Source organism: Pseudoroseicyclus sp. CXY001 (genome assembly GCF_041714655.1).
Classification (GTDB): Bacteria; Pseudomonadota; Alphaproteobacteria; order Rhodobacterales; family Rhodobacteraceae; genus Pseudoroseicyclus_A.
In genome coordinates this window covers 1,133,981-1,158,285 of sequence record NZ_CP168219.1, presented here as the reverse complement: position 1 = coordinate 1,158,285, position 24,305 = coordinate 1,133,981, and the positions used below count along the sequence as shown (strand labels likewise).

Genomic DNA, 24,305 nt, shown 5'->3' with positions numbered 1-24,305 from the left:
CACCTAGGGCGCCGGGGCGGCGTTGAAAAGCCTTCGCGGCCCGGCTCGGGCCCCAGCTCGGCCAATGTCGCAAAATTCTGATTGACTATCCAGTCAGAATTTCTTCACCATGAGTCATGCCGAGCGACGGGCCGCCCCGCCTGCCCTCCTCTTGAGGAGAGAGCGCGGTCGCGCGCCCGACCGAGTGAAAGGAGCTGCATGACCGCCCAGAGCGCCTCCTCCGCTGCGCCCCAGGACGCGCCAATCGACGCGCTGATCGTCGGCGCCGGCCACAACGGCCTCGTCACCGCCGCCTATCTGGCGCGGGCCGGGATGCGCGTGCTCGCCGTCGAGAAGAACGATTGGGTCGGCGGCGCTGCGGTGAGCCGGCAGCTCGATTCCGAGGTCACCTATTCCAATTGCTCCTATGTCTGTTCGCTCTTCCGGCCCGAGATCATGCGCGATCTCGAGCTGCCGCGGCACGGGTTGCAGATCCTGCCCTACGAGGCGGGAGCGGTCTTGAAGGAGGATGGCGACTACCTCGCCATGTACCGCAACCACGAGGTGCAACGCCGCGAATTCGCACGACATTCCGCCCGCGACGCCGAGGCCTACGACCGCTATGCGCGCGACATCATGCGCCATTGCCGGTTCATCCGCCCGCTCCTGATGCGCGCCCCGGCGGACCCGGTGTCGCTCCGCCCCCGCGACCTAGGCGAGCTGGCCTGGATGGGCCGGAAGATGATGGAGCTCAGCGAGCGGCAGATCACCGAAATGGTGCGCTTCTGGACCATGTCGATCAGCGATTATCTCGACGAGTACTTCGAGAAAGAGACGATCAAGGCCTATCTCGCCGTCTCGGCCATCATCGGCACGGCGCTCGGGCCGATGTCTCCCGGTTCCGCCTATGTCCTGCTCCACCATTACATGGGCGATGTCGACGGCAATGTCGGCGCCTGGGGATATGCGCGGGGCGGCATGGGGGCGATCACGCAGGCCCTGCGGAAGAGCTTCGAGGCGGCGGGCGGCGAGGTGCGCACGGGCAAGGGCGTGGCGCGGATCCTCGTCGAGGGCGGGCGGACCACGGGGGTCGAGCTGGAAGATGGCGAGATCATCCGCGCGGCGCGCGTGATCTCGGGCATGGATGCCAAGCGGACCTTCCTCAGGACGATGGACGAGGGGGACCTGCCGGAGGAGTTCGTCCGCGATATCAGGCGCTTCAAGACGCGCGGCTCTTCCGGCAAGCTCAATATCGCGCTCGATTCGGCGCCGGTCTTTCCGGCCCTGCCGGAGGGCGCGCCGATGCTGAAGGGCGACCTGCACTTCACCGACAGCATCGAGCGGATGGAGCGCGCCTATGACGACTGGAAGGACGGCCGCTTCTCGGCCGACCCGTTCCAGGACACGATGATACCCTCGATGATCGACCCGACGCTCGCCCCGCCCGGCAAGCATTTCATGTCGTGCTTCGTGCAATATGCCCCGCCGAAGATCGGCGGCGGCGACTGGACGGATGCCGACCGCGACGCCTTCGGGCAGAGCGTCATCGACCAGATCGCCCGCTTCTCGCCGGGCTTCAAGGATCGGGTGCGGCATGTCGAGGTACGGACGCCCCGCGAGCTCGAGGCCGAGGTCGGGCTGACCGAGGGCAATATCTTCCAGGGCGAGCTGACCTTCGACCAGATGCTCTTCAACCGGCCGGCGCCGGGCTGGGCGCAGTATCGCTCGCCGGTGGAGGACCTCTGGATGTGCGGATCCTCGACCCATCCGGGCGGCGGCGTCATGGGGGCGCCGGGGCGCAATGCGGCGGCGGAAATCCTGCGCGCGGCGAAGAGGTCGCGCGGCGAGATGCGGGAGGCCTATGATGTGCTCTAGTGAAAAACTGCGCGCAGGAGACTCTGAAGGGCGCCTCTTGGCCGTAGAACTTTTCATTTTCCAACATTCGGGCGGCTCCCATGGCCTCTAACATCCTCGTCATCGGCGGTGGCGCCAACGGTCTCGCCTGCGCCTTCCGGCTTGCCAAGGCCGGCGCCCGGGTGACACTTGTCGAGGCGGCGGAGCAGGTCGGCGGCGGCGCGCGCACCGTCGAGTTCGCGCCCGGCTTCCGTGCCTCGGGCCTCGCGCATTTGTTGCAAGGGTTCGACGCCCGCGCGGCGAAGGAGATGCGGCTGGAGCGCCACGGGTTTCAGACCTCCGCGCCCCTTGCAACGATCCTGCCGGGCGAGACGCCGCTGACCATCGCCGCCTCCGGCGAGCTTTCCGGCGCCGCGCCGGAGGTCACGGAGGAATGGGACGCGCTGACCGCGCGCCTCAATCGCCATGCCAGGCGCCTCGCCCCCTTCCGTCAGCTCCCGCCGCCCCGGGTGAAGGGCAGGAACGACTGGATGTCGCTCGCCCCCACCGCCCTCGGCCTCGGGCGCGCCGGCAGGCGCGACCTGCGCGACCTGATGCGCCTTCTCCTCACCAATGCCGCCGATGTGGCGGAGGATGACCTGAGCGATCCGCGCCTTCAGGGCCTCCTCGCCTTCGAAGCCACGCTCGGCGCTTGGGCGGGGCCGCGTTCGCCGGGCACGCTCCTTCTGGAGCTCAACCGCCGCGCCATGGGCGCGCCGCGGCTGCCGAAGGGCGGCATGGGCGCGCTGGCCGGGGCCATGCGCAGGGCGGTGGAGGCGGCGGGCGTCACGCTCCGCACCGGCACCCGCGCCGAGCGGCTGGTGATCGAGGGCGACCGGGCGCGCGGGGCGGTGCTCTCCACCGGAGAGGTTCTTGCCGCCGATCAGGTCGTCTCCGCCCTCTGCCCGCGCACGACGCTCCTCGGCCTCGCCGGGGCGGCGGCGCTCGACACCGGAATCGTCCGCCGGGCGACGGCGATGCCCTTCCGCGGCGGCGCCGCCAAGCTGCACCTCGCCATCGAGGGCGATCCGGGTTTCGGGCCGGGCGTCGACCTCGGTGCCCGCATCGTGCTCGCCCCCTCGGTCGACCATGTCGAGCGCGCCTTCAACCCGGTGAAATACGGCGAGGCGACCGACGCGCCGGTGATGGAGATCACCTGCCCCACAGCGCATGATCCGAGCCTCGCCCCGGAGGGCCACCACGTCCTCTCCATCATCGCGCAATTCGTGCCCCATGCGCCGAAAGACCCCGCCGCCGCCCGCGCCCGTTTCCTCGCCGGCATCAAGGCGCGGCTGGAGGAGGCGGCGCCGGGCATCGGCGCCCGCATCCGCCACGAGGAGCTCTTGATGCCTTCCGACATCGAGGCCCGCTATGGCCTCACCGGCGGCTCGTGGCACCACGGCGATTTCGCCGTCGAGCGGATGCTGTTCCTCAGGCCCTTCCACGAGGCCGCCCGCTATGCGGCGCCGCTCCCCGGGCTCTGGCTCGCCTCCGCCGGCTCGCATCCGGGCGGCGGGGTCACCGGCACCGCCGGCTGGAATGCCGCCGGCCAGATCCTGAGGGCGGCATGAAGGACACCTCCACCACCCACCGCCCCTGGGAGCGCCCGCTCCTGCAGACGCCGTTCCACCCGCGGCTGGAGGCGCTGAACCACGAGGCCGACTGGGCGCCCTGGTCGGGCTGGCAGACGGCGCTGTCCTTCGGCGACACCGAGATGGAGCTCTCGGCGATCCGCTCGACGGCCACGCTCTATGACCTGACGCCGATGGTGAAATACCGCATCCACGGGCCCGGCGCCGAGGCGATGCTGAACCGGCTGACGCTCCGCGACGTGACGAAGCTGAAGCCCGGCCGCGTCCAATATACCGGCTGGTGCGACGACGACGGGCACCTTCTTGACGACGGCACGCTCTTCCGGCTCGGGCCGGACGAGTTCCGCCTCTGCTGCCAGGAGCGGCACCTGCCGTGGCTCCTCGACAGCGCCATCGGCTTCGATGCGGAGGTCACCGAGGTGACGGAGGAGATCGCCGCCCTTGCCCTGCAAGGCCCCTGCTCCGCCTGGGTGCTCGCCGAGGCGGGCTTCGACGTGAGCGCCCTCAGGCCTTTCGGGATCATGGAGGCGGGGGGTGTCATGATCTCGCGCACCGGCTTCACCGGCGATCTCGGTTACGAGCTCTGGACCAGCCCCGACCAGGCCCTGCCCCTCTGGGACCGCCTCATTCAGGCCGGCGCCCCCCGCGGCATCCGCCCCATCGGCTCCGCCGCGCTCGACATCGCGCGGATCGAGGCGGGGTTCATCGTCGCCGGCGTCGATTTCGTCCCCGCCGAGCAGGCGCTGCGCGAGGACCGGGCGCTGACGCCGATCGAGCTCGGGCTCGGCTGGATGATCGCCTGGGAGAAGGGGCACTTCACCGGCCGCCGGGCGCTGCAGGCGGCGACGCCCCGCTGGGCGCTCGTCAGGCTGGAGGTGGAGGGCAATGTCTCCGCCGAGGGCGCCATCGTCTACCGGGGCAAGACCCGCGAGGTCGGCACCGTCACCTCCGCCATCTGGTCGCCGACCACCAAGCGCTCGCTGGCGCTGGCGGTGATCGACGCGAAGCTGGCGGAAAGCCCGGACCTCTGGGTCGAGATCTACGCAATGCGCGAGCTCAGATACGTCAAGCTGATGCAGCGCGCCCGCCCGGCGCCCCGCCCCTTCTTCGCCCCCGAGCGCCGCCGCGCCACCCCGCCGGAGATGACATGACCTCGCCGCTCCTCGATCATTCCCCCGCCTCGCTGCCGGCCCGGAGCTATCGCGACGCCGGCTGGCACGAGGGCGAGCTCGCCGCCGTGTGGCGGCAGGAGTGGGTTGCCGTGGGCCGGCGCACAGACTTCCCCGAGCGCACTATCCGGCGGCGGACGATAGGCGGGGCGGAGGTGATCGTCGTCAACGACGGCAAGGTGCTCCGCGCCTTCCACAACGTCTGCCGGCACCGGGGCAGCGAGCTCTGCACCGCCGACACGCCGCTCGGGCGGCTGATCTCCTGCCCCTATCACGCCTGGGCCTACGCGCCGGACGGGCGGCTCATGTCGACCGCCTTCGGCACGGCGACCCCGGATTTCGACAGGACGGAGCACGGGCTCCTGCCCGTCCATCTGAAAATCTGGAACGACGTGGTCTTCCTCTCCGCCGCCGAAGAGGCGCCGGAGTTCCAGACCGACGTCGGCACCAGGACGCTCGCAAACTGGCCGATGGAGAGCCTGCGCACAGGCCACCGGCACGAGGCGATCATCCAGTGCAACTGGAAGGTCTTCTGGGAGAATTACTCCGAATGCCTCCATTGCCCCGGCATCCATCCGGGCCTCAGCGACATGATCCCCGTCTACAAGCTCGGCGTCATGGCCGAGGCGGAGCGGAGCGACGGCGGCGCCGCCCTGCCGGCGCTGAAAGAAGGTGCCATGACCTGGACGGAGGACGGCCAGCCCTGCGGCCCGCCCTTCCCCGGCCTCACCGAGGCGGAGCGCGCCGAGGGCCACCGCTTCGTGACCATCTGGCCAAGCGCCTATGTCGTCGCCCATGTCGACTACGTCCGCCTCGTCCGGCTCGAGCCGCTCTCGCCGACCGAGACGCGGCTGACGGCCGAGTGGCTCTTCCCCGAAGAGACGCTGGCGCAGCCGGGGTTCGATGCCTCCGCCGTCGCCCGCTTCGCCACGCAGGTGCTGAACGAGGATGCGGCGGCCTGCGAGATGAACCAGCGCGGCCTCGCCTCGCCCGCCTTCGCGGCTGGCCGGCTCATGCCGCAGGAATACGAGATCCACGCCTTTCACCAATGGGTTCTGAAACGGCTCGCCCGAGGAGGACACGCCCCATGACCGCCCCTACCCGCAAGATGCAGATCCCCAACGACTGGGACCGCCGCGGCCTGCCCGCCTGGACCTACCATTCCGAGAAGCTCTTCGAGCTCGAGCGGGATCACGTGTTCCGCACCCACTGGATGATCGCCGGCCATGTCTGCGACATCCCGGCCGAGGGCGACTGGATCGCCTTCGACATGCTGGGCGAACGGGCCATCGTGATGCGGGGGCAGGATGGCGAGATCCGCGCCTTCCACAACCTGTGCCGCCACCGGGGCGCCCGCGTGGTCGACGGCACCGGCGGCCATTGCCGCGGCGCGCTCGTCTGCCCTTTCCACGGCTGGGTCTACAACACCGACGGGAGCCTCCGCGGCGTCTCGCGCCCCGAGAGCTTCGGGGAGTTCGACAAGGAGAAGTTCGGCCTGAAGCCGGTGGAGATGGAGATCTGGAAGGGCTTCATCTTCCTGCGGTTCCTGCCCGGGCCGCAGCCCTCCGTCGCCGAGCTCTTCGCGCCGTTCGAGGGCGATTTCGACGCCTACGGCTCTGAAACGCTCCTGCCCGAGGGCAATGTCCTTTGGGAATCGACCCTGCCGGTCAACTGGAAGTCCGTCCGCGATGTCGACAACGAGGGCTACCACGTTGCCCTCGCCCATCCGGGCCTGCAGGACCTCTACGGCCGCACCTATCGCGACGACGCCTATACCAACGGCGTGAGCCACAGCCACGCCTTCTTCGGCGACAAGCCGGCGCGGCTCTGGTCTGTGAAGAACTACGTGGCGCTCAGCCCCGAGCGGCCCGACCTGCCGGAGCATCTGCAGAAGGCCTGGACCTATTACGGGCTCTTCCCGACCGGCGTGATCGCCTTCACGCCGGAATATGCGAACTATTACCAGGACATCCCGCTCTCGGCCGGCGAGACGCTGCTGAAGGGCCGCACCTACCGGATGCCGGCGGAGGACCGTCAGGCCCGCGCCGCCCGCTACCTCGCCCAGCGCATCGACCGCGAGACAAGCGAGGAGGACCAGCAGCTGTCGATCTGGTCCAACGAATCGATGAAGTCGTCCGCCTTCGAGGATTTCCACCTGTCCGACCTCGAATACGGGCTGAAGAACCACCACGACGAGCTGCGCAAGATCCTGCCGGTCACCCGGCTGGCAGAGGCGCCGCCCGAGGACAGGATCCACCAATCGAACGAAGAATTGGCTTTGGCGCTTGGCCGGGCCGGTTAAGATTTCAACAGGAGACAGGGAGACCTCCATGAAACTCAACCGACGCAAGACACTTCTCGCCATGGGCGGCGGGCTCGCCGCCCCCTTCGTCCGCCCCTCCTGGGCGCAGAGCGGCACCGTCAACATCTACAATTGGGCGGATTACATCGGCGAGACGACGCTGGAAGATTTCGAGGCCGAGTTCGGCATCGAACCCGTCTACGACACCTATTCCTCCTCCGAGGAAATGCAGGCCAAGATGCTGGCCGGCATGACCGGCTATGACGTCGTGTTCCACGCCGGCATCGACATGCCGCGCTCGATCGAGGCCGGCATCTACCAGCCGCTCGACAAGTCGAAGCTGACCAACTGGGACAATCTCGACACCGGCATTCTCGAGATCCTCGCCGGCTGGGACCCGGGCAACGCCTATTCGGTGCCCTACATGTGGGGCTCGACCGGCTTCACCTTCAACGTCGACATGGTCCGCGAGCGCATCCCCGATGCCGACCTGCAGAGCATGGATCTGATCTTCGACCCCGAGAACGCCGCCAAGCTCGCCGATTGCGGCATCTCGATCCTCGATAGCCCCACCGACATCATGCTGATGGTGCTGAAATATCTCGGGCTCGACGGGGATACGACGAACCTCGCCGACTACGACAAAGTGGTGGAGGCCTTCGCGCCGATCCGGCCCTATATCCGCACCTTCGACAATGCCAACTACCTGAACGCGATCCCGAACGGCGAGCTCTGCGTCGTCAACAACTGGTCGGGCGACTATGGCGTCGCGGCCGGGCGGGCCGCCGAGGCGGGGCTCGACATGAACCTCGCCTATTACGTGCCGCGGACCGGCGCGCCGGCGTGGTTCGACGTGATGGCGATCCCCTCCGACAGCTACAATGTCGAGAACGCCTATACGTTCATCAACTACATGCTGCGGCCGGAGGTCATCGCCGCCTGCACCAACTACACCTGGTATGCCAATGCCAATGCGGCGGCGAACGAGTTCGTCGACCCCGACATCCTCGCCGATCCGGCGGTCTATCCCGACGAGGAAACGATCAGCCGCATGTGGGCACCGCAGCCCTTCAGCGAAGATCAGGACCGGGCGATCAACCGGGCCTGGCAGGCCATCAAGGCGGGGTGAGCCAATTGGCAGACGGCCCGAGTTCCGAACGGGCGGCTCCGGTGGCCGAGGCCACCGGGGCCCCCTTCGTGGCGGTGAAGGGGGTGACGAAGAAATTCGGCACCTTCCTCGCCGTCGACGACGTCTCCTTCGACATCGAGCGGGGGGAGATCTTCTCGCTCCTCGGCGGCTCGGGCTGCGGGAAGACGACGCTGCTGCGGATGCTGGCCGGCTTCGAGGAGCCGACGAAGGGCCGCATCTTCATCGACGGAAAGGACGTCACCGACGAGCCGCCCTACGAGCGGCCGGTGAACATGATGTTCCAGAGCTACGCGCTCTTCCCCCACATGAGTGTCGAGAAGAACGTCGCCTACGGCCTGAAGCACGAGCCCCTCAGCAAGGGCGAGCGGGCCGACCGGGTGACGGAGATGCTGGAGCTGGTGCAGCTTCAGGATTTCCGGGGCCGCAAGCCCCACCAGATCTCCGGCGGGCAGCGGCAGCGGGTGGCGCTGGCGCGGGCGCTGGCGCGGGCGCCGAAGCTCCTGCTCCTCGACGAGCCGCTCGCGGCGCTCGACAAGAAGCTGCGCGAGCACACCCAGTTCGAGCTCATGTCGATCCAGGAGCAGACGGGCGTCACCTTCATCGTCGTGACCCACGACCAGGAAGAGGCGATGACGCTCTCCTCCCGCATGGCGGTGATGGACAAGGGCCGCATCCGCCAGATCGGCACGGCGACCGATGTCTATGAATATCCGAAGAACCGCTTCGTCGCCGACTTCATCGGCTCGATCAACCTCTTCGAGGGGCGCGTCCTGTCGGTGACCGGCGAGACGGCCCGTGTCGAGGCGGAAGACCTCGGCGAGGTCACGGTGGCCACCGAGCGCGACATCGCGGCCGGCGACGCAGTGACGCTGGCCATCCGCCCCGAAAAGATCGCCCTTGCGCGGCAGGCGCCCGAGGGCGGCAACCAGATCGCCGGGACGGTCGCAAGCCTCGCCTATTTCGGCAAGGATTCGCTCTATCGGGTGCGGCTCGCCTCGGGGCGCGTCGTCTCGGCCAATGCCCTCAACGCCCGGCGGGGCGGCGAGGGGCAATGGGTGGCGGATTGGGAGGACGAGGTCTTCCTCTCCTTCGATCCCTCCGCCGCGATCATCCTGACGGATTAGCGCCATGGCCGCTTTCTCCGACCCCGCCCCGAGCGAGACAGACCTGTCTGTCTCGCGCCGCATCGGCCGCTGGTTCCACCGGCGCGGCTATCTGCAGGGGATCATCGCGATCCCCTACATCTGGCTGGTCCTGTGGTTCCTCATCCCCTTCATCATCATCTTCGCCATGAGCGTCGCCACGCGCACGCCCACCGCCCCGCCCTTCGGCTTCGGCGGCGAGAACCCGATCCTCAACTGGGAGAACTACCGGCGGCTCTTCACGGATGACCTCTACATCCGCGCCTATCTGACCTCGCTCTTCAACGCGACGATGGCGACGTTCTTCTGCCTGATCATCGGCTATCCCATCGCGCTCGGCATCGCCCGCGCCTCCAGCTCCTGGCGGTCGATCCTGCTCATGCTGGTCATCCTGCCGTTCTGGACGTCGTTTCTCCTCCGCGTCTACGCCTGGATCGGCCTCATCGGCACCAATGCCTGGTTCAACAAGATGATCACCGGCGCCTGGAACGGGCTCGTGCCCGAGGCCTGGGAGGTCGCCTATGTGCCGCTGATGAACACCAATGCCGCCGTGATCCTGGTGACGCTCTATTCCTACCTGCCCTTCATGATCCTGCCGCTCTACGCCAATCTCGAACGGCTCGACCTGGCGCTCGACGAGGCGGCGATGGATCTCGGCAGCAAACCCACCCGGGTCTTCTGGGACATCACCGTGCCGCAGTCGGTGCCCGGCATCATCGCCGGCGGCATGCTCGTCTTCATCCCCGCCTGCGGGGAGTTCATCATCCCCTCGCTCGTCGGCTCGGCCTCGCAGCCGATGATCGGGCGCGTGATCTCAGACGAGTTCGGCTTCGCGCGCGACTGGCCCATGGCCTCCACCGTCGCCGTGGCGCTGCTCGTGCTGCTCGTCGTGCCGCTCATGGTCTACACTTGGGCCGAGCAGCGGGCGGAGGAACGCGCCTTCAAGCGGGAGCAGGAGGAATGACCCACCGCCCCTGGTTCCTCTACGCGATGGTCGCCTTCGGCATGGTCTTCTTCTACGTGCCGATCCTGTCGATGATCGTCTATTCGTTCAACGCCAGCCGGCTCGCCACCGTCTGGGGCGGCTGGTCGACCAAGTGGTACGGCGAGCTCTTCCAGAACGAGCAGGTGCTCGAGGCGGCGCTTCTGTCGCTGAAGATCGCCGTGACCTCGGCGACTGTCGCCACCATCCTCGGCACCATGGCCGGCATGGCGCTCGTCCGGGTAAAGCGCTTCCGGGGGCGGACGCTCTTCTCCGGCCTCGTCACCGCGCCCCTCGTCATGCCGGAGGTCATCACCGGCATCGCCTCGCTCATGCTCTTCATCCTGATGGCGCAATGGATCGGCTGGCCGCTCCGCCGCGGCTTCACCACGATCACCATCGCGCATATCACCTTCTCCCTCGTCTTCGTGGCGACCATCGTCCGCGCCCGGCTCCTGTCGATGGACACCTCGATCGAGGAGGCGGCGGTCGACCTCGGCTCCCGCCCCTGGCAGGTGCTCTGGGACGTGACGCTGCCCGTCATCTCGCCCGCCATCCTCGCCGGCTGGCTCCTCGCCTTCACCATCTCGCTCGACGATGTGGTCATCACCAACTTCACAACCGGCCCCGGCAACACGACGCTGCCGATCCTCATCTGGTCGAAGGTGAAGCTCGGGGTGACGCCCGACATCAACGCGCTGGCGACGATCACCGTGCTGGTCGTCGGCATCGGCGTTCTCATCGCCGGCATCGTCATGAACCGCGCCGAGAAGCGACGGCAGCGCGACATGGCCATGGCCTACCGGGAGAACAAGTGACCGACCTTGCGGAGGACATGGCGCGCCAGCTCCACCTGCCGCTCGGCCTGCCGGGTTCGGGCCGGCAGCGCTATGCGGCGGCCATGTGGTTCCACGGCGCCGGTCGGCTCAGCCCCGCGGCGCTGGAGGCCTATCGCATGGTCTCCCCCCGCGACGGCGACGACCCGGTGCCGCTCCTCGCCGGAGAGGCGATCCCCGCGCCGCCCGAGCGGGGGCCGGAGGCGGCGCTGGCCGCGCTCCGCCGTGAGCTTCTGGCGCTCCTCAAGCGCTGCGAGGGGCCGGGCATCCCCGAAAGCCGCTTCGCCCTCGCCGCCGCGGGCGGGCCGCCGCGCCTCGCCGGCCCGGCGGGCGCCCGCGCCGCAAGGGTGCTCGCCGCCGAGTTGCCCCCCGCCCTCGCCGCCCTGGCGGAGGCCGAGCCGGCCGCCGCCGCCGCCCTCGCCGAGGCGGCGCCGCATCTGCCCTGGATGAGCTACGACTACCCGCCGGGCGCCGAGATCGGCCCCCGCTTCCCCGAGGCCCATGCCTATTGCGTGCTGACCGGCGAGACCGGCGCCGTCTGGCCCGCCCAGGGCCTCGACGTCGGCCTCTTCCTCGTCGCGCCGCGCACCTTCTACCGCGACCATTCCCACCCGGCGCCCGAGCTCTACCTGCCCTTCACCGGCCCTCATGGCTGGCGCTTCCATCCCGGCGGGCCGATGAGCAGCCGCGAGGCCTTCGAGCCGGTCTGGAACGCGCCCGACGCGCCCCATGCGATCCTCGCCGGCGAGGTGCCTCTCCTCTGCCTCTACGCCTGGCTCGCCGATCCCCAGGCGCCCTCCACCATCCTGCCCGCCCCGGACTGGGCCGATCACGAAGGCTGACCGATGACCGACGAGCTCTATCACGCCGATCTCATGGACCTCCTCGAGAGCCTCTGGGGCGAGGGCTTCCTCTCCCCCGGCGGGCCGGAGGAGGTGGCGCGCGTCCTCGAGGGCGAGGACATCCGGGGCGCCTCGGTGCTCGACATCGGCTGCGGCGCCGGCGGGATAGACCTCGCCCTGGTGCGGAACCACGGCGCCGGCTATGTCACCGGGCTCGATGTGGAGGACGGCGTCCTGACCCGCGCCCGGGCGCTCGTCGCCTCGGCCGGGGCCGCGGAGCGGATCGGCCTCATCAAGGTCGCCCCCGGCCCCCTGCCCTTCCCGCCGGAAACGTTCGACGTGGTCTTCTCGAAGGATTCCATCGTCCATATCCCCGACAAGGAGGCGCTGATGGCTGAGGTGGCGCGGGTCCTGAAGCCCGGCGGCCGCTTCCTCGCCTCCGACTGGCTGATCGGCCATGACGGCCCGCCCTCGCCCGCGATGCGCGCCTATATGGAGGCGGAGGAGCTCGACTTCGGCATGGCCTCGCCGGATCGCTACCGCGCCGCCTGCGCCGCCGCGGGGCTTGAAGACGTGGGGATCGTCGACCGGAACCCCTGGTATCTGGAAGTCGCCCGCACCGAGCTCTCGCGGATGCAGGGCCCCTGGGCCGACGAGGTCGCCCGCCGCCTCGGCCCCGATTTCGTCGCGAAGAACATCGCCATCTGGCAGAAGATGATCCCCGTCCTCGAAAGCGGCGAACACCGCCCAACGCATATCCGCGCCCGCAAGCCGTGAAGGCGAACGCCGGGTGGGTGGGTCCTCCCGCCGCACCCCGTAGGGCGGGCTTCAGCCCGCCACCCCCTCGCCGGCCGGTCGCCCGCTGCGCGTTGGAAGGCGCGGCACCGCGCAACCCGGCGTAGGGTGGGTTTCCAACCCACCGCCCCCCCTCGCCGCATCTCCCACCAGTGCCGCGCAGGGTGAGCGCCGGCCCGGGGGTTGGCGCTCCTGCCCTCGCCGCAGAGCGCTTTTTGGCGCAGCCACATCCCCGCTCAGAGCTCTGCGCTGCCCCACGAGAGCGCCGACCCGCGGGACGGGCCGGCGCTCGCACTGCGCCTGCGGCGCGCACCGGGCGGGGGATAAGCGGGACCGTTGGACCAGGCGTAGGGTGGGTTTGTAACCCACCGCCACATCGCAACCGGGAGGGACGGTGCCGCGCAGGGCGAGCGCCGGCCCGTGGGTTGGCGCTCCTGCCCGTTCCGCATTGCCCTTTATGGCGCCGCCACATCCTCGCTCGACAGGGCGCGCTGCCCCACGAGAGCGCCGACCCGCGGGACGGGCCGGCGCTCGCCCTGCGCCTGCGGCGCGTATCGGGCGAGGGCATTAGCGGGACCGTTCGGCCCCGAGCAGGGTGCGTTTCCACCCCCACCCCCCGCTTGCCATCCCCGGCCCCCGGCCCCACCTTACGCTGGCCTCAGCCGGAGCCGTCCTTGCTCAACCTCCTTCACGACCATGTCCTCGTCGTCGCCGGCATCCTCGCCGCCGGCCTTTGCGGCATCGTCGTCCTGCAGCAGCGGCGCACCCCGCAATCGGCGCTCGCCTGGATCCTCTTCATCCTGCTCCTGCCCTATCTCGCCGTGCCGCTCTTCGTGATGCTCGGCGTGCGCAAGCAGGGCAGCCGCTTCCCGCCCCTCGCCTTCACCGGCCCGCCGGCGGAGGAGCTCGCGCCCGACCCGCCGCGCCTCGCCGAGACCTTCCGCCGCCTCGGCGCCCCGCCCGCCGTCACCGGCAATGCCATCTCGCTGCAGGCCACCCCGGAGGAGGCGCGCGAGGCGCTGCACAGCCTCATCCGCGAGGCGCGCGAGAGCCTCGACATCCTTCTCTACATCGTCGACCGCGATGCCGAGGGCCGGGCGTTCCTGTCGCTTCTGGCAGAGCGTGCGCGGGAGGGGGTGCGCATCCGGCTCGTCCTCGACCGGCTCGGCACCCTCCGCCCGCCCGCCCGCGAGCTGCGGGCCTTCCGCGCCGCCGGCGGCGAGCTCCGCTGGTTCTCGCCCTTCCTGCATCCGCCCGACAACGGGCACCTGAACCTCAGGAACCACCGCAAGCTCGCCATCGCCGACGATACCCGCGCCTGGACCGGCGGGCGCAACATCGGCGATGTCTACTTCGCCCCCGGCGGCTGGACGGATCTGAGCGCCACGCTCGCCGGCCCGATCGTCCAGCAGCTCCGCGACCTCTTCCATTCCGACTGGGACGTGACCGGCGGCGCCCCGGCGACCCGCCCCGACACGCCGCATCAGGCCGAGGGCGAGGCGATCCTGCAGCTCGTCCCCACCGGGCCCGACGATCCGGGCGACGCGCTGCACGAGGGCTTCGTTCAGGCGATCCATGCCGCCGAGGCCCGCATCTGGCTCGCGACCCCCTATTTCGTGCCGACCGAGAGCCTGCACCAGGCGCTCGTCACCGCCGCCCGCCGCGGGCTCGACGTGCGCATCATCGTGCCGGCACAGTCCAACAAGCGCACGACCGACCTCGCCCGCGGCGCCTATCTCAGGCAGCTCCAGCGGGCCGGCGCCCGGGTGTTCCTCCATCCGGGGATGCTCCATGCCAAGGCCGGCCTCATCGACGGCGCCGGCTGGCTCGGCTCCGCCAATGTCGACGTGCGCTCGATGCTTCTCAATTTCGAGATGGCGCTCTTCCTTTACGATTCCGAAAGCGTCGCCACGCTCGAACTCTGGTATGGCGCCACGCAGGGCGCGGCCGAAGAGGGCGTCACCCGGCCCGGCCTCGCCCGCCGCCTCGTCGAAAGCGCCTTCCGCCTCGGAGCTCCCTTCCTGTGACCGCCCCTTCCGCCCAGCCCCGCCAGACCGCCCTCACCGTCGCCACCTACAACATCCGCAAGACGCTCGGCACCGACCGGCGCCGCGACCCCGACCGGGTCCTGCGGGTGATCGGCGAGCTCGGCGCCGATCTCGTCGCCCTGCAGGAGGCCGACCTCCGCCTGCCGCCCCGCCGCCCGGCGCTCGACCGCAAGGAGATCCTGCAGCGCACGGGCCTGCGCGCCATCGACTTCGCCCATGGCCGCGACAGCCTCGGCTGGCATGGCAATGCCCTGCTGATCGGCCCGGAGATCGAGATCGAGTCGCGCCGCCACCATGACCTGCGCAGCCTCGAGCCGCGCGGCGCCGTGGAGGCGGTGCTGGCGAAGGGCGGGCGGCGCTTCCGGGTCTTCGCCATCCACCTGGCGCTGGCCCGGCCCGTCCGCCGCGCCCAGCTCAGCCATCTGAACGACCTTCTTGCCGCCTCGGCGGAGGAGCTGCCGACGCTGGTGTTAGGCGATTTCAACGAGCGGAGCACCTCGGTCGGCCTCGGCCGGCTGGCCCGCCGCTTCGCCATCCTCGCCGATACGCCGACCTATCACGCGCGCCGGCCGCTCTTCCCGCTCGACCGCATCGCCCATACGCCGGATTTCACGGCCGGCACCGTCTCGGCGGTCACGAGCCCCGAGGCCCGCCTCGCCTCCGATCACCTGCCGCTCCGCGCCGCACTCCGCCTCTCCTGAGCGCCGGCATCGCTGCCGGCGCCGGCCGTCCTCAGGCGGAGGCCCCGTCGTAATGCCGGGCCTTGATCGCCCGCGGGTCGACCCCCTCGACGCAGTTGAGGTTGACCGCCGCCATCTCCGCCCCATCCGGCATCTGGCCATAGGCGAAGGCCTCCACCCCGCAGGTCCGGCAGAACCGGTGCGAGATGGTCTTCGAGTTGAAGAGATATTCCTCGGTGGCCCCCTCGCCGGAGAGGAGCTTGAACTGCTCCCGCGGCGTGAAGGTCAGAACCATGCCGAGCCGCTGGCAGCGCGAGCAATTGCAGGTGACGGCATGGGTCAGGTCGACCTCGGCCTCGAAGCTCACGGCGCCGCACTGGCAGCTCCCGGTGACATGGGTCATGACGATTCTCCCTCATGGATCTTCGGGAAAGGATCGCCGAGCCCGGCCGGTCGCGCAAGCGTTTGTTTACGTTTTGTTCCGCAACCTGCCTCGTTTCGCGGCAGCCGCTCCGGCGCGGCCCCCTCTCGCCACGCCACCGCTTTCGCCGCTCGCCGCGATGGCCTAGGCTCCATCCCGGGCAAGGGGGGCAGCCATGGCGCGCAAACTGGGAATCCTCGGCGGATCGGGGCTTTACGAGATCGAGGGCCTTGAGGACGCCGCCTGGCAGGAGGTCGAGACCCCCTGGGGCAAACCGTCGGATGCCTTCTTCACCGGCCGGCTCGGCGGGCTCGATCTGGTCTTCCTGCCCCGCCACGGCCGCGGCCATGTCCATGCGCCGTCGGACGTGCCCTACCGCGCCAATATCGACGCGATGAAGCGGCTCGGCGTGACGGATATCCTCTCCATCTCCGCCTGCGGCAGCTTCCGCGAGGGGATGGCCCCCGGCCATTTCGTGGCCGTGGACCAGTTCATAGACAGAACGGTCGGTCGCCCCTCCAGCTTCTTCGGCTCCGGCTGCGTCGCCCATGTCTCCATGGCCCATCCGGTCTGCGATCGTCTCCGCAGCGCCGCCATCGCCGCCGCAAGCGCGGCCGGCGCCACCGTCCATGACGGCGGCACCTATCTGGCGATGGAGGGGCCGCAATTCTCCTCCCTGGCCGAGAGCCGGATGTACCGCGAAAGCTGGGGCGCCGACATCATCGGCATGACCAACATGCCAGAGGCGAAGCTGGCGCGGGAGGCGGAGATCTGCTTCGCCACCCTCGGCATGGTCACCGATTACGACAGCTGGCACCCCGATCACGGCAGCGTCGACATCCGCGACATCCTCGCGACGCTCGCCGCCAATGCCGGCCATGCCCGCGCCACCGTCGCCGCGATGCCGGAGCATCTGGGCCACGAGACCCCCTGCCCCTGCGGCTGCGACCGGGCGCTCGAACATGCCATCATGACCGCCCCCGGCGCCCGCGACCCGCAGCGCCTCGCAAGGCTCGATGCCGTCGCCGGGAGGGTCCTTTCGTGAGCGATATCAAGGAGTACATCCGCACGATCCCCGACTTCCCGAAGCCCGGGATCATGTTCCGCGACGTGACGACGCTGTTCCTGCATCCCGAAGGCATGCGCCGCGCGGTGGACGACCTCGTCGCCCCCTGGCGCGACGCCAAGATCGACCTCATCGCCGGGCTCGAGGCGCGCGGCTTCGTCATCGGCGGCGCGATGGCGCATCAGCTCGGCAAGGGCTTCGTCCCGATCCGCAAGGCCGGCAAGCTGCCGGGCGCCGTCCTGTCGCAGGGCTACAAGCTGGAATACGGGGAAGCGGTGATGGAGGTGCATGACGATGCCGTCCAGCCCGGCCAGAAGGTGCTGCTCGTCGACGATCTCCTCGCCACCGGCGGCACCGCCGAGGCCGGCATCCGGCTCATCGAGAAGATGGGCGGCGAGGTCGTGGGCTGCGCCTTCCTCATCGACCTGCCCGATCTCGGCGGCCGAAAGCATCTCGAGAGCCTCGGCATGAAGGTCCAGGCGCTGACCTCCTTCGAGGGCGACTAGACCGCTCGGTCTGCCCCCCCGCCCGCCGCTCGCCCTTCCCACCGCTCGTCCCCTCGAGCGAAGGCTCTCCCCGCCATCACCCGCCCATCCTCCGCCGCCCGCCGTCCCCTCGCCCCCCCGCCCCCAGTCTTTGCTCCCAAAAATCCTGGGGGTGTGGGGGCAAAGCCCCCACCGCACCAAGAACAACGCGCCGCAGGCGCTCCGCTGACCGGCCCACCTTCCCCTCGCGCCCCCGCGCCCCTACCCTCCCCCCATGCTCGACCGGCTCGACCTCTTCACCATCCTCGCCCGCACCCGCCATTTCGGCCGGGCGGCGGAGGAGGCGGGCATCACCCAGCCCTCCCTCAGCGCCGCCATCCGCCAGCTCGAGAACCAGCTCGGCGTCGTCCTCGTCAACCGCGGCTCGCGCTTTCAGGGGCTGACGCCGGAGGGGGAGCAGGTGCTGGCCTGGGCCCGGCGCCTCACCGCCGATGTGCGCACCATGAAGGAGGAGCTCCGCACCGCGCGCGAGGGGCTCTCCGGCCGGCTGCATCTGGCCGTGATCCCGACGGCGCTCACCGCCGCCGCACGGCTCTCCGCCGCCAGCGCCGCGCGGCATCCGGGGCTCCGGCTCACCATCACCTCCGCCTCCTCCGCCGAGATCCTTGCCGGGCTCGAGGATCTCTCCATCGACGTCGGCCTCACCTATCTGGACAACGAGCCCCTCGGCCGCGCCCGCAGCCAGCCGCTCTATGACGAGCGCTATGTGCTCGTGACCCGCGCCGACGAGGCGCCGGGCAGCAAGACGCTCCCCTGGGCGGCGCTCGAGGGGATGACGCTCTGCCTTCTAACGCCCGAGATGCAAAACCGCCGGATCATCGACGGCCATCTGGCCGAGGCGGGGGTGACGGCGCATCCGCAGGTGGAGACCAACTCCACGATCACCCTCGTCTCCCACGTCCTTTCCGGCGGCTGGGCGACGATTCTGCCCTCCCGGGCGGCGGAGGCCTTCCTCGCCACCGGCCCCCTTTCGGCGACGCCGCTCACCGCGCCCGATGCCCGCCACCAGGTCGGCCTCGTCTACCCGCCGCGCGACCCGCTGCCGCCGCTCCTCAAGGCCTTTCTCGCCGAGGCGAAGGCCTTCGCGGAATAGACCTAATCGATAGGCATCCCCTATCGTCCAACCATTCCACGATATTGATTTCTGCATCGACCCCCGTCATCCTCTTCCCACCATTGTCGGAGGGCCCCGTGACCGACCAGACCTTGCCGGACGGCCTCGAGGAGAGGCTGGCCGAGATCCTCGCCGCACATCGGGAGCTGGAAGGTCCGCTCCTGCCGATCCTGCATGCGGTGCAGGCCGAATGGGGCCATGTGCCCCAGGCCGCCGTGCCGGTGATCGCCGAGGCGCTCAACCTCAGCCGCGCCGAGGTGCATGGGGTGGTCTCCTTCTACCACGATTTCCGCGCGGCGCCCGCGGGCACCCATGTGCTTCGCCTTTGCCGCGCCGAGGCTTGCCAGGCGCAGGGCGGCGCCGGCATCGCCGAGCTGGCGCAGGATCGGCTCGGCATCGGCTGGCACGAGACCACCGAAGACGGGGCGATCACGCTCGAGCCGGTCTATTGCCTCGGCCTCTGCGCCTCCGGCCCCTCCGCCATGATCGACGGCAAGGTGAAGGGCAGCCTCACCCGCAGCCGCTTTCTCGCCCTCATCGAGGAGCTGCAACGGTGAAGATCTGGCTTTCGAAGGATGCCGCCTCCCTCGCGCTCGGGGGCGACGAGGTCGCAGAGGCTCTGGCCGCCGAGGCGGAGCGCCAGGGCGTGGAGCTCACGCTCATCCGCACCGGCTCGCGCGGCATGCACTGGCTGGAGCCGATGGCCGAGGTCGAGGTGGACGGCACCCGCCATGCCTTCGGCCCGCTGGAGCCCGGCGATGCCACCGCGCTCCTGGCAGGCACCTGCGACAAGGGCCAGGGCCCGACGGAGGAGATCCCCTTCTTCGCCGCCCAGACCCGCCTGACCTTCGCCCGCTGCGGCCTGATCGACCCGCTTTCGCTCGATGATTACCGCGCCCAGGGCGGCCTTGCCGGGCTGGAGCGCGCCAGGGCCCTCGGGCCCGACGGCATTCTCGAAGAGCTCAACGCCTCGGGCCTCCGCGGCCGCGGCGGCGCCGGCTTCCCGGCGGGGATCAAGTGGACGACCGTCTCGAAAGCCTCCGCCGACCGGAAGTACATCGTCTGCAATGCCGACGAGGGCGATTCGGGGACCTTCGCCGACCGGATGCTGATGGAGGGCGACCCCTTCTGCCTCATCGAGGGCATGGCCATCGCCGGCCTCGCCTGCATGGCGCACAAGGGCTTCATCTACATCCGCAGCGAGTACCCCGATGCCATCGCCACGCTGACCGAGGCGCTGCGCATCGCGCGCGCCGCCAAGGTTCTAGGCGACGGCTTCGACATCGAGCTGCGCATCGGCGCCGGCGCCTATGTCTGCGGCGAGGAGACCTCGCTCCTGAACAGCCTCGAAGGCAAGCGCGGCGTCGTGCGCGCCAAGCCGCCGTTGCCGGCGCTCGAGGGCGCCTTCGGCAAGCCGACGCTGGTCAACAACGTGCTGACGCTCGCCTCGGTCCCGGCGATCCTGACGGAGGGCGGCGCCGCCTATGCCGGCTACGGCGCCGGGCGCTCCAAGGGCACGATGCCGATCCAGATCGCCGGCAATGTCGCGCGCGGCGGCCTCTTCGAGGCGCCCTTCGGCATGACCCTCGGCGAGCTGGTCAACGAGGTCGGCGGCGGCACCCGCTCCGGGGCGCCGGTGAAGGCCGTGCAGGTCGGCGGCCCGCTCGGGGCCTATTTCCCGCCCGCGCTCTTCGACACGCCCTTCACCTACGAGGATTTCGACGCCGCTGGCGGGCTCATCGGCCATGCCGGGATCACGGTGTTCGACGAAAGCGCCGACATGGTCGCGCAGGCGCGCTTCGCCATGGAGTTCTGTGCCATCGAGAGCTGCGGCAAGTGCACGCCCTGCCGCCTCGGCGCCGTGCGCGGGGTCGAGACGATCGACCGCATCGCGGCCGGCGATGCCGCCGCCCTGCCGCTCCTCGAAGACCTCTGCAACACGATGAAGTTCGGCTCGCTCTGCGCGCTCGGCGGCTTCACGCCCTATCCGGTGATGAGCGCCGTCCGGCACTTCCCCGAGGAATTCCAGCCCGCCCGCGAGGCCGCCGAGTGATCACCGGCCTCAGCCATATCACCTTCATCAGCTCCGACCTCCCCCGGATGGCGCGGCTCCTGACCGAAGGGCTCGGCGCGCGGCAGATCTATGCCTCGGGCGAGGAGACCTTTTCGGAGAGCCCGGAGGCCTTCTTCGACCTCGGTGGGCTCTGGATCGCGGTGATGGAGGGGGCGGCGCTGCCGACCCGCAGCTACAACCACGTCGCCTTCCAGATCGGCGAGGGCGAGCTCGACGCCGCCCGCGAGCGCCTCGCCGCCCTCGGCGTCACCTTCCGCCCCGAACGCCCGCGCGTCACCGGCGAGGGCCGCTCGCTCTATTTCTACGATTTCGACAATCACCTGTTCGAGCTGCACACCGGCACGCTGCAGGAGCGGCTCGCCCGCTATGCGCGGGGGAGGGAGACGGCATGAGCGACACGGTCAAGGGCCCGGCCTCCTATTTCCCCTCCATCGAGGCCAAATACGGCCAGCCGATTGCGCATTGGATGGGGCTTCTGGATGGCGCCGGCGAGAAGAAACACATGGAACATGTCGCCTGGCTGAAGAGCGCGCATGGGTTCGGCCACGGCCATGCCAACGCCCTCGTCGCCGCCTGGCGTGCCAAGGGGGGCAAGTGATGCCCGCCGCGCCCCGCACCGCGGAAACCATATGGTTTCCGCCCTCCGACGTTACGCCCACGAATTTCGCGCGAAATTCGTGCACGGAAATCGCGCGATTTCCGTGGACCCGATCTCACAGGAGCGCCCGATGAAAGATTTCATCATCCCCGATGACGGCCCCTTCTCCACCCGCGACCTCGGCACCCCCGCCCGCCAGGGCGCCCCGGTGAAGCTCACGGTCGACGGCTTCGAGGTGACCGTCCCCGAGGGGACCTCCGTCATGCGGGCCGCGGCGCTGGCGGGCATCTCCATTCCCAAGCTCTGCGCCTCCGACAATCTCGAGGCCTTCGGCTCCTGCCGGCTCTGCCTCGTCGAGATCGAGGGGCGGCGCGGCACGCCCTCGTCCTGCACCACCCCGGTCGCCGAGGGCATGGTGGTCAAGACCGAGACGCCGGAGATCCGCAAGCTGCGCAAGGGGGTCATGGAGCTCTACATCTCCGACCACCCGCTCGACTGCCTGACCTGCTCGGCCAACGGCGATTGCGAGCTGCAGGATGCCGCCGGCGAAGTGGGCCTCCGCGACGTGCGCTACAAGCCCGGCGCCAACCATTACGACCCCGCCGGCATCGGCGCCCGCAGCCAGGCAGAGGCCGCGTGGCGCGCGCCGGACCTCGCCGCCATGGCCGCGGGCAACGACAACTTCCTGCCGAAGGACGAGTCGAACCCCTATTTCACCTATGACCCGTCGAAATGCATCGTCTGCTCGCGCTGCGTCCGCGCTTGCGAGGAGGTGCAGGGCACCTTCGCGCTGACCATCGAGGGCCGGGGCTTCGACAGCCGCGTCTCCTTCGGCGACATGAACGACGATGCCTTCACCAGCCCCTGCGTCTCCTGCGGCGCTTGCGTGCAGGCCTGCCCGACGGCGACCCTGCAGGAGAAGTCCATCGCCGAACTCGGCACGCCCGACCGCAAGGTGGTGACCACCTGCGCCTATTGCGGCGTCGGCTGCTCCTTCGAGGCGCATATGCGCGGCGACCAGCTCGTGCGCATGGAGCCCTGGAAGCACGGCGAGGCCAACCGCGGCCATAGCTGCGTCAAGGGCCGCTTTGCCTGGGGCTATGCCAACCACAACGAACGGATGACCGAGCCGATGATCCGCGACAGCATCGACGAGCCCTGGCGTGTGGTCAGCTGGGACGAGGCCATCGGCTTCGCCGCCGGCAAGCTCCGCGGCATCCAGGAGGCGCATGGCAAGGATTCCATCGGCGTCATCACCTCGTCCCGCTGCACCAATGAGGAGACCTACCTCGTCCAGAAACTGGCCCGCGCCGTCTTCCGCAACAACAACACCGACACCTGCGCCCGCGTCTGCCATTCGCCGACCGGCTATGGGCTGAAGACCACCTTCGGCACCTCCGCCGGCACGCAGAACTTCGACTCTGTCGAGCAGACCGACGTCGCCATCGTCATCGGCGCCAACCCGACGGACGGCCACCCCGTCTTCGCCTCGCGCCTGAAGAAGCGGCTCCGGCAGGGCGCCGGGCTCATCGTCATCGACCCGCGCCGGATCGACCTCGTCAGGACCCCGCATATCAAGGCGGCCCATCACCTCGCGCTCCGCCCCGGCACGAATGTCGCCGTGATGACGGCGCTCGCCCATGTGATCGTGACCGAGGGCCTCGTCGACCGGGCGTTCATCCAGGAGCGCTGCGACTGGGACGAGTTCCTGGCCTATGCCGAGTTCGTCAGCGAGGAGCGCCATTCCCCCGAGGCGACCGAGGCGCAGACCGGCGTGCCGGCCGGCGAGCTCCGCGCCGCTGCCCGCATGTTCGCGGCCGCCCCCAACGGCTCGATCTACTACGGGCTCGGCGTCACCGAGCATTCCCAGGGCTCCACCACCGTCATGGCCATCGCCAATCTCGCGATGATGACCGGCAACATCGGCCGCCCCGGCGTCGGCGTGAACCCGCTGCGCGGCCAGAACAACGTCCAGGGCTCCTGCGACATGGGGAGCTTCCCCCATGAGCTGCCCGGCTACCGCCATGTCTCCGACGCCGGCGCCCGCGGCATCTTCGAGAGCGCCTGGGGCGTCGAGATCGACCCCGAGCCGGGGCTCCGCATCCCCAACATGCTCGACGAGGCGGTGAACGGCCGCTTCAAGGGCATCTACATCCAGGGCGAGGATATCCTCCAATCCGACCCCGACACCAAGCATGTGTCGGCCGGCCTCAAGGCGATGGACTGCGTCATCGTGCAGGATCTCTTCCTCAACGAGACCGCCAACCACGCCCATGTCTTCCTGCCCGGCTCCACCTTCCTCGAGAAGGACGGGACCTTCACCAACGCCGAGCGCCGCATCAACCGCGTCCGCGAGGTGATGAAGCCGAAGAACGGCCACGCCGACTGGGAGGTCACCCAGCTCCTCGCCAATGCCATGGGCGGCAACTGGCACTACACGCATCCGGCGCAGATCATGGCCGAGATCGCCATGACCACCCCGGGCTTCGCGGGCGTGAACTACGAGATGCTGGAGGAGCGCGGCTCCGTCCAGTGGCCCTGCAACGACGCGGCGCCCGAGGGCTCTCCGGTCATGCATGTCGATGGCTTCGTGCGCGGCAAGGGGCAGTTCATCCACACCGAATATGTGGCGACCGACGAGAAGACCGGGCCGCGCTTCCCGCTCCTCCTGACCACGGGGCGGACCCTCAGCCAGTACAACGTCGGCGCCCAGACGCGGCGGACGGAGAACGTGCGCTGGCACGAGGAGGACCGGCTCGAGATCCATCCCTTCGATGCCGAGAACCGCGGCCTCAAGTCGGGCGACTGGGTGCGGCTGGCTTCGCGCTCGGGCGAGGTCTCGCTCCGCGCGCTGGTGACGGATCGGGTGGCGCCGGGCGTCGTCTATACGACCTTCCACCACCCCTCGACCCAGGCCAACGTGGTCACGACCGACTATTCCGACTGGGCCACCAACTGCCCGGAATACAAGGTGACGGCCGTGCAGGTCGCCGCCTCCAACGGCCCGTCCGACTGGCAGGAGGCCTATGAGGCGGAGGCCGCCCTCGCCCGCCGCATCCTGCCCGCCGCCGAGTAGC

22 protein-coding genes are annotated in these 24,305 nt (G+C 69.6%); 21 read left to right on the top strand and 1 reads right to left on the bottom strand.

Annotated features, from left to right (window positions below):
• Window positions 1–198 precede the first annotated feature (198 nt).
• The 13 genes from ACAZ03_RS05735 to ACAZ03_RS05675 all read left to right on the top strand — a co-directional run bounded on the left by ACAZ03_RS05735 (window position 199) and on the right by ACAZ03_RS05675 (window position 15,431).
• Window positions 199–1,854, top strand: coding sequence for a phytoene desaturase family protein (locus tag ACAZ03_RS05735; protein ID WP_373356436.1), 1,656 nt, complete (start codon window positions 199–201; stop codon window positions 1,852–1,854).
• 80 nt (window positions 1,855–1,934) lie between these two features.
• Window positions 1,935–3,443 (top strand): phytoene desaturase family protein, encoded by a 1,509-nt coding sequence (locus ACAZ03_RS05730; RefSeq protein WP_373356435.1) that lies wholly within the window; start codon window positions 1,935–1,937, stop codon window positions 3,441–3,443.
• A complete protein-coding gene (locus ACAZ03_RS05725; protein WP_373356434.1) occupies window positions 3,440–4,615 on the top strand; it encodes an aminomethyltransferase family protein in 1,176 nt (391 codons plus the stop codon). Before ACAZ03_RS05730 ends, ACAZ03_RS05725 begins: the two co-directional genes overlap by 4 nt.
• Window positions 4,612–5,724, top strand: a complete 1,113-nt coding sequence (locus tag ACAZ03_RS05720) for an aromatic ring-hydroxylating dioxygenase subunit alpha (protein WP_373356433.1) — start codon at window positions 4,612–4,614, stop codon at window positions 5,722–5,724. Before ACAZ03_RS05725 ends, ACAZ03_RS05720 begins: the two co-directional genes overlap by 4 nt.
• Complete coding sequence (locus ACAZ03_RS05715) at window positions 5,721–6,935, top strand: SRPBCC family protein (protein ID WP_373356432.1); 1,215 nt, start codon at window positions 5,721–5,723, stop codon at window positions 6,933–6,935. Before ACAZ03_RS05720 ends, ACAZ03_RS05715 begins: the two co-directional genes overlap by 4 nt.
• A 28-nt stretch (window positions 6,936–6,963) precedes the next feature.
• Window positions 6,964–8,064 (top strand): polyamine ABC transporter substrate-binding protein, encoded by a 1,101-nt coding sequence (locus ACAZ03_RS05710; RefSeq protein ID WP_373356431.1) that lies wholly within the window; start codon window positions 6,964–6,966, stop codon window positions 8,062–8,064.
• A gap of 41 nt (window positions 8,065–8,105) precedes the next feature.
• On the top strand, window positions 8,106–9,209 hold the full coding sequence (locus ACAZ03_RS05705; RefSeq protein WP_373356430.1) for an ABC transporter ATP-binding protein: 1,104 nt from the start codon (window positions 8,106–8,108) through the stop codon (window positions 9,207–9,209).
• 4 nt (window positions 9,210–9,213) lie between these two features.
• A complete protein-coding gene (locus tag ACAZ03_RS05700; protein ID WP_373356429.1) occupies window positions 9,214–10,191 on the top strand; it encodes an ABC transporter permease in 978 nt (325 codons plus the stop codon).
• The gene (locus ACAZ03_RS05695) at window positions 10,188–11,027 is read left to right on the top strand and encodes an ABC transporter permease (protein ID WP_373356428.1); all 840 of its coding nucleotides are present in this window, start codon (window positions 10,188–10,190) and stop codon (window positions 11,025–11,027) included. The genes ACAZ03_RS05700 and ACAZ03_RS05695 overlap by 4 nt, the downstream gene beginning before the upstream one ends.
• The gene (locus tag ACAZ03_RS05690) at window positions 11,024–11,887 is read left to right on the top strand and encodes a dimethylsulfonioproprionate lyase family protein (protein ID WP_373356427.1); all 864 of its coding nucleotides are present in this window, start codon (window positions 11,024–11,026) and stop codon (window positions 11,885–11,887) included. Before ACAZ03_RS05695 ends, ACAZ03_RS05690 begins: the two co-directional genes overlap by 4 nt.
• Window positions 11,888–11,890: 3 nt before the next feature.
• Window positions 11,891–12,664 carry a class I SAM-dependent methyltransferase gene (locus ACAZ03_RS05685; RefSeq protein ID WP_373356426.1) on the top strand — a complete coding sequence of 258 codons (774 nt, stop codon included), beginning with the start codon at window positions 11,891–11,893 and terminating at the stop codon, window positions 12,662–12,664.
• Window positions 12,665–13,356: 692 nt separating this feature from the next.
• Window positions 13,357–14,709, top strand: a complete 1,353-nt coding sequence (locus ACAZ03_RS05680) for a phospholipase D-like domain-containing protein (RefSeq protein WP_373356425.1) — start codon at window positions 13,357–13,359, stop codon at window positions 14,707–14,709.
• Complete coding sequence (locus ACAZ03_RS05675; protein ID WP_373356424.1) at window positions 14,706–15,431, top strand: endonuclease/exonuclease/phosphatase family protein; 726 nt, start codon at window positions 14,706–14,708, stop codon at window positions 15,429–15,431. The genes ACAZ03_RS05680 and ACAZ03_RS05675 overlap by 4 nt, the downstream gene beginning before the upstream one ends.
• A gap of 31 nt (window positions 15,432–15,462) precedes the next feature.
• Here ACAZ03_RS05675 and ACAZ03_RS05670 read toward each other — a convergent pair whose 3' ends face one another.
• On the bottom strand, window positions 15,463–15,813 hold the full coding sequence (locus tag ACAZ03_RS05670; RefSeq protein ID WP_373356423.1) for a GFA family protein: 351 nt from the start codon (window positions 15,811–15,813) through the stop codon (window positions 15,463–15,465).
• Window positions 15,814–16,006: 193 nt separating this feature from the next.
• Here ACAZ03_RS05670 and ACAZ03_RS05665 point away from each other — a divergent pair, with 193 nt between their 5' ends.
• The 8 genes from ACAZ03_RS05665 (at window position 16,007) to fdhF (ending at window position 24,304) form a co-directional block, all read left to right on the top strand.
• Window positions 16,007–16,876, top strand: coding sequence for an S-methyl-5'-thioadenosine phosphorylase (locus tag ACAZ03_RS05665; protein WP_373356422.1), 870 nt, complete (start codon window positions 16,007–16,009; stop codon window positions 16,874–16,876).
• Entirely contained in the window at window positions 16,873–17,403 is a 531-nt protein-coding gene (locus ACAZ03_RS05660) for an adenine phosphoribosyltransferase (protein WP_373356421.1), read from the top strand. Before ACAZ03_RS05665 ends, ACAZ03_RS05660 begins: the two co-directional genes overlap by 4 nt.
• Window positions 17,404–17,656: 253 nt before the next feature.
• Window positions 17,657–18,535 (top strand): LysR family transcriptional regulator, encoded by an 879-nt coding sequence (locus ACAZ03_RS05655; RefSeq protein WP_373356420.1) that lies wholly within the window; start codon window positions 17,657–17,659, stop codon window positions 18,533–18,535.
• Window positions 18,536–18,633: 98 nt separating this feature from the next.
• On the top strand, window positions 18,634–19,113 hold the full coding sequence (locus ACAZ03_RS05650) for a formate dehydrogenase subunit gamma (RefSeq protein ID WP_373356419.1): 480 nt from the start codon (window positions 18,634–18,636) through the stop codon (window positions 19,111–19,113).
• A complete protein-coding gene (locus tag ACAZ03_RS05645; RefSeq protein WP_373356418.1) occupies window positions 19,110–20,609 on the top strand; it encodes an NADH-ubiquinone oxidoreductase-F iron-sulfur binding region domain-containing protein in 1,500 nt (499 codons plus the stop codon). Before ACAZ03_RS05650 ends, ACAZ03_RS05645 begins: the two co-directional genes overlap by 4 nt.
• Window positions 20,606–21,022 (top strand): FosX/FosE/FosI family fosfomycin resistance hydrolase, encoded by a 417-nt coding sequence (fosX, locus tag ACAZ03_RS05640; RefSeq protein WP_373356417.1) that lies wholly within the window; start codon window positions 20,606–20,608, stop codon window positions 21,020–21,022. The genes ACAZ03_RS05645 and fosX overlap by 4 nt, the downstream gene beginning before the upstream one ends.
• On the top strand, window positions 21,019–21,228 hold the full coding sequence (locus ACAZ03_RS05635) for a DUF4287 domain-containing protein (RefSeq protein WP_373356416.1): 210 nt from the start codon (window positions 21,019–21,021) through the stop codon (window positions 21,226–21,228). Before fosX ends, ACAZ03_RS05635 begins: the two co-directional genes overlap by 4 nt.
• A gap of 130 nt (window positions 21,229–21,358) precedes the next feature.
• Window positions 21,359–24,304 carry a formate dehydrogenase subunit alpha gene (fdhF, locus tag ACAZ03_RS05630; RefSeq protein ID WP_373356415.1) on the top strand — a complete coding sequence of 982 codons (2,946 nt, stop codon included), beginning with the start codon at window positions 21,359–21,361 and terminating at the stop codon, window positions 24,302–24,304.
• The last annotated feature ends 1 nt before the right edge of the window (window position 24,305 follow it).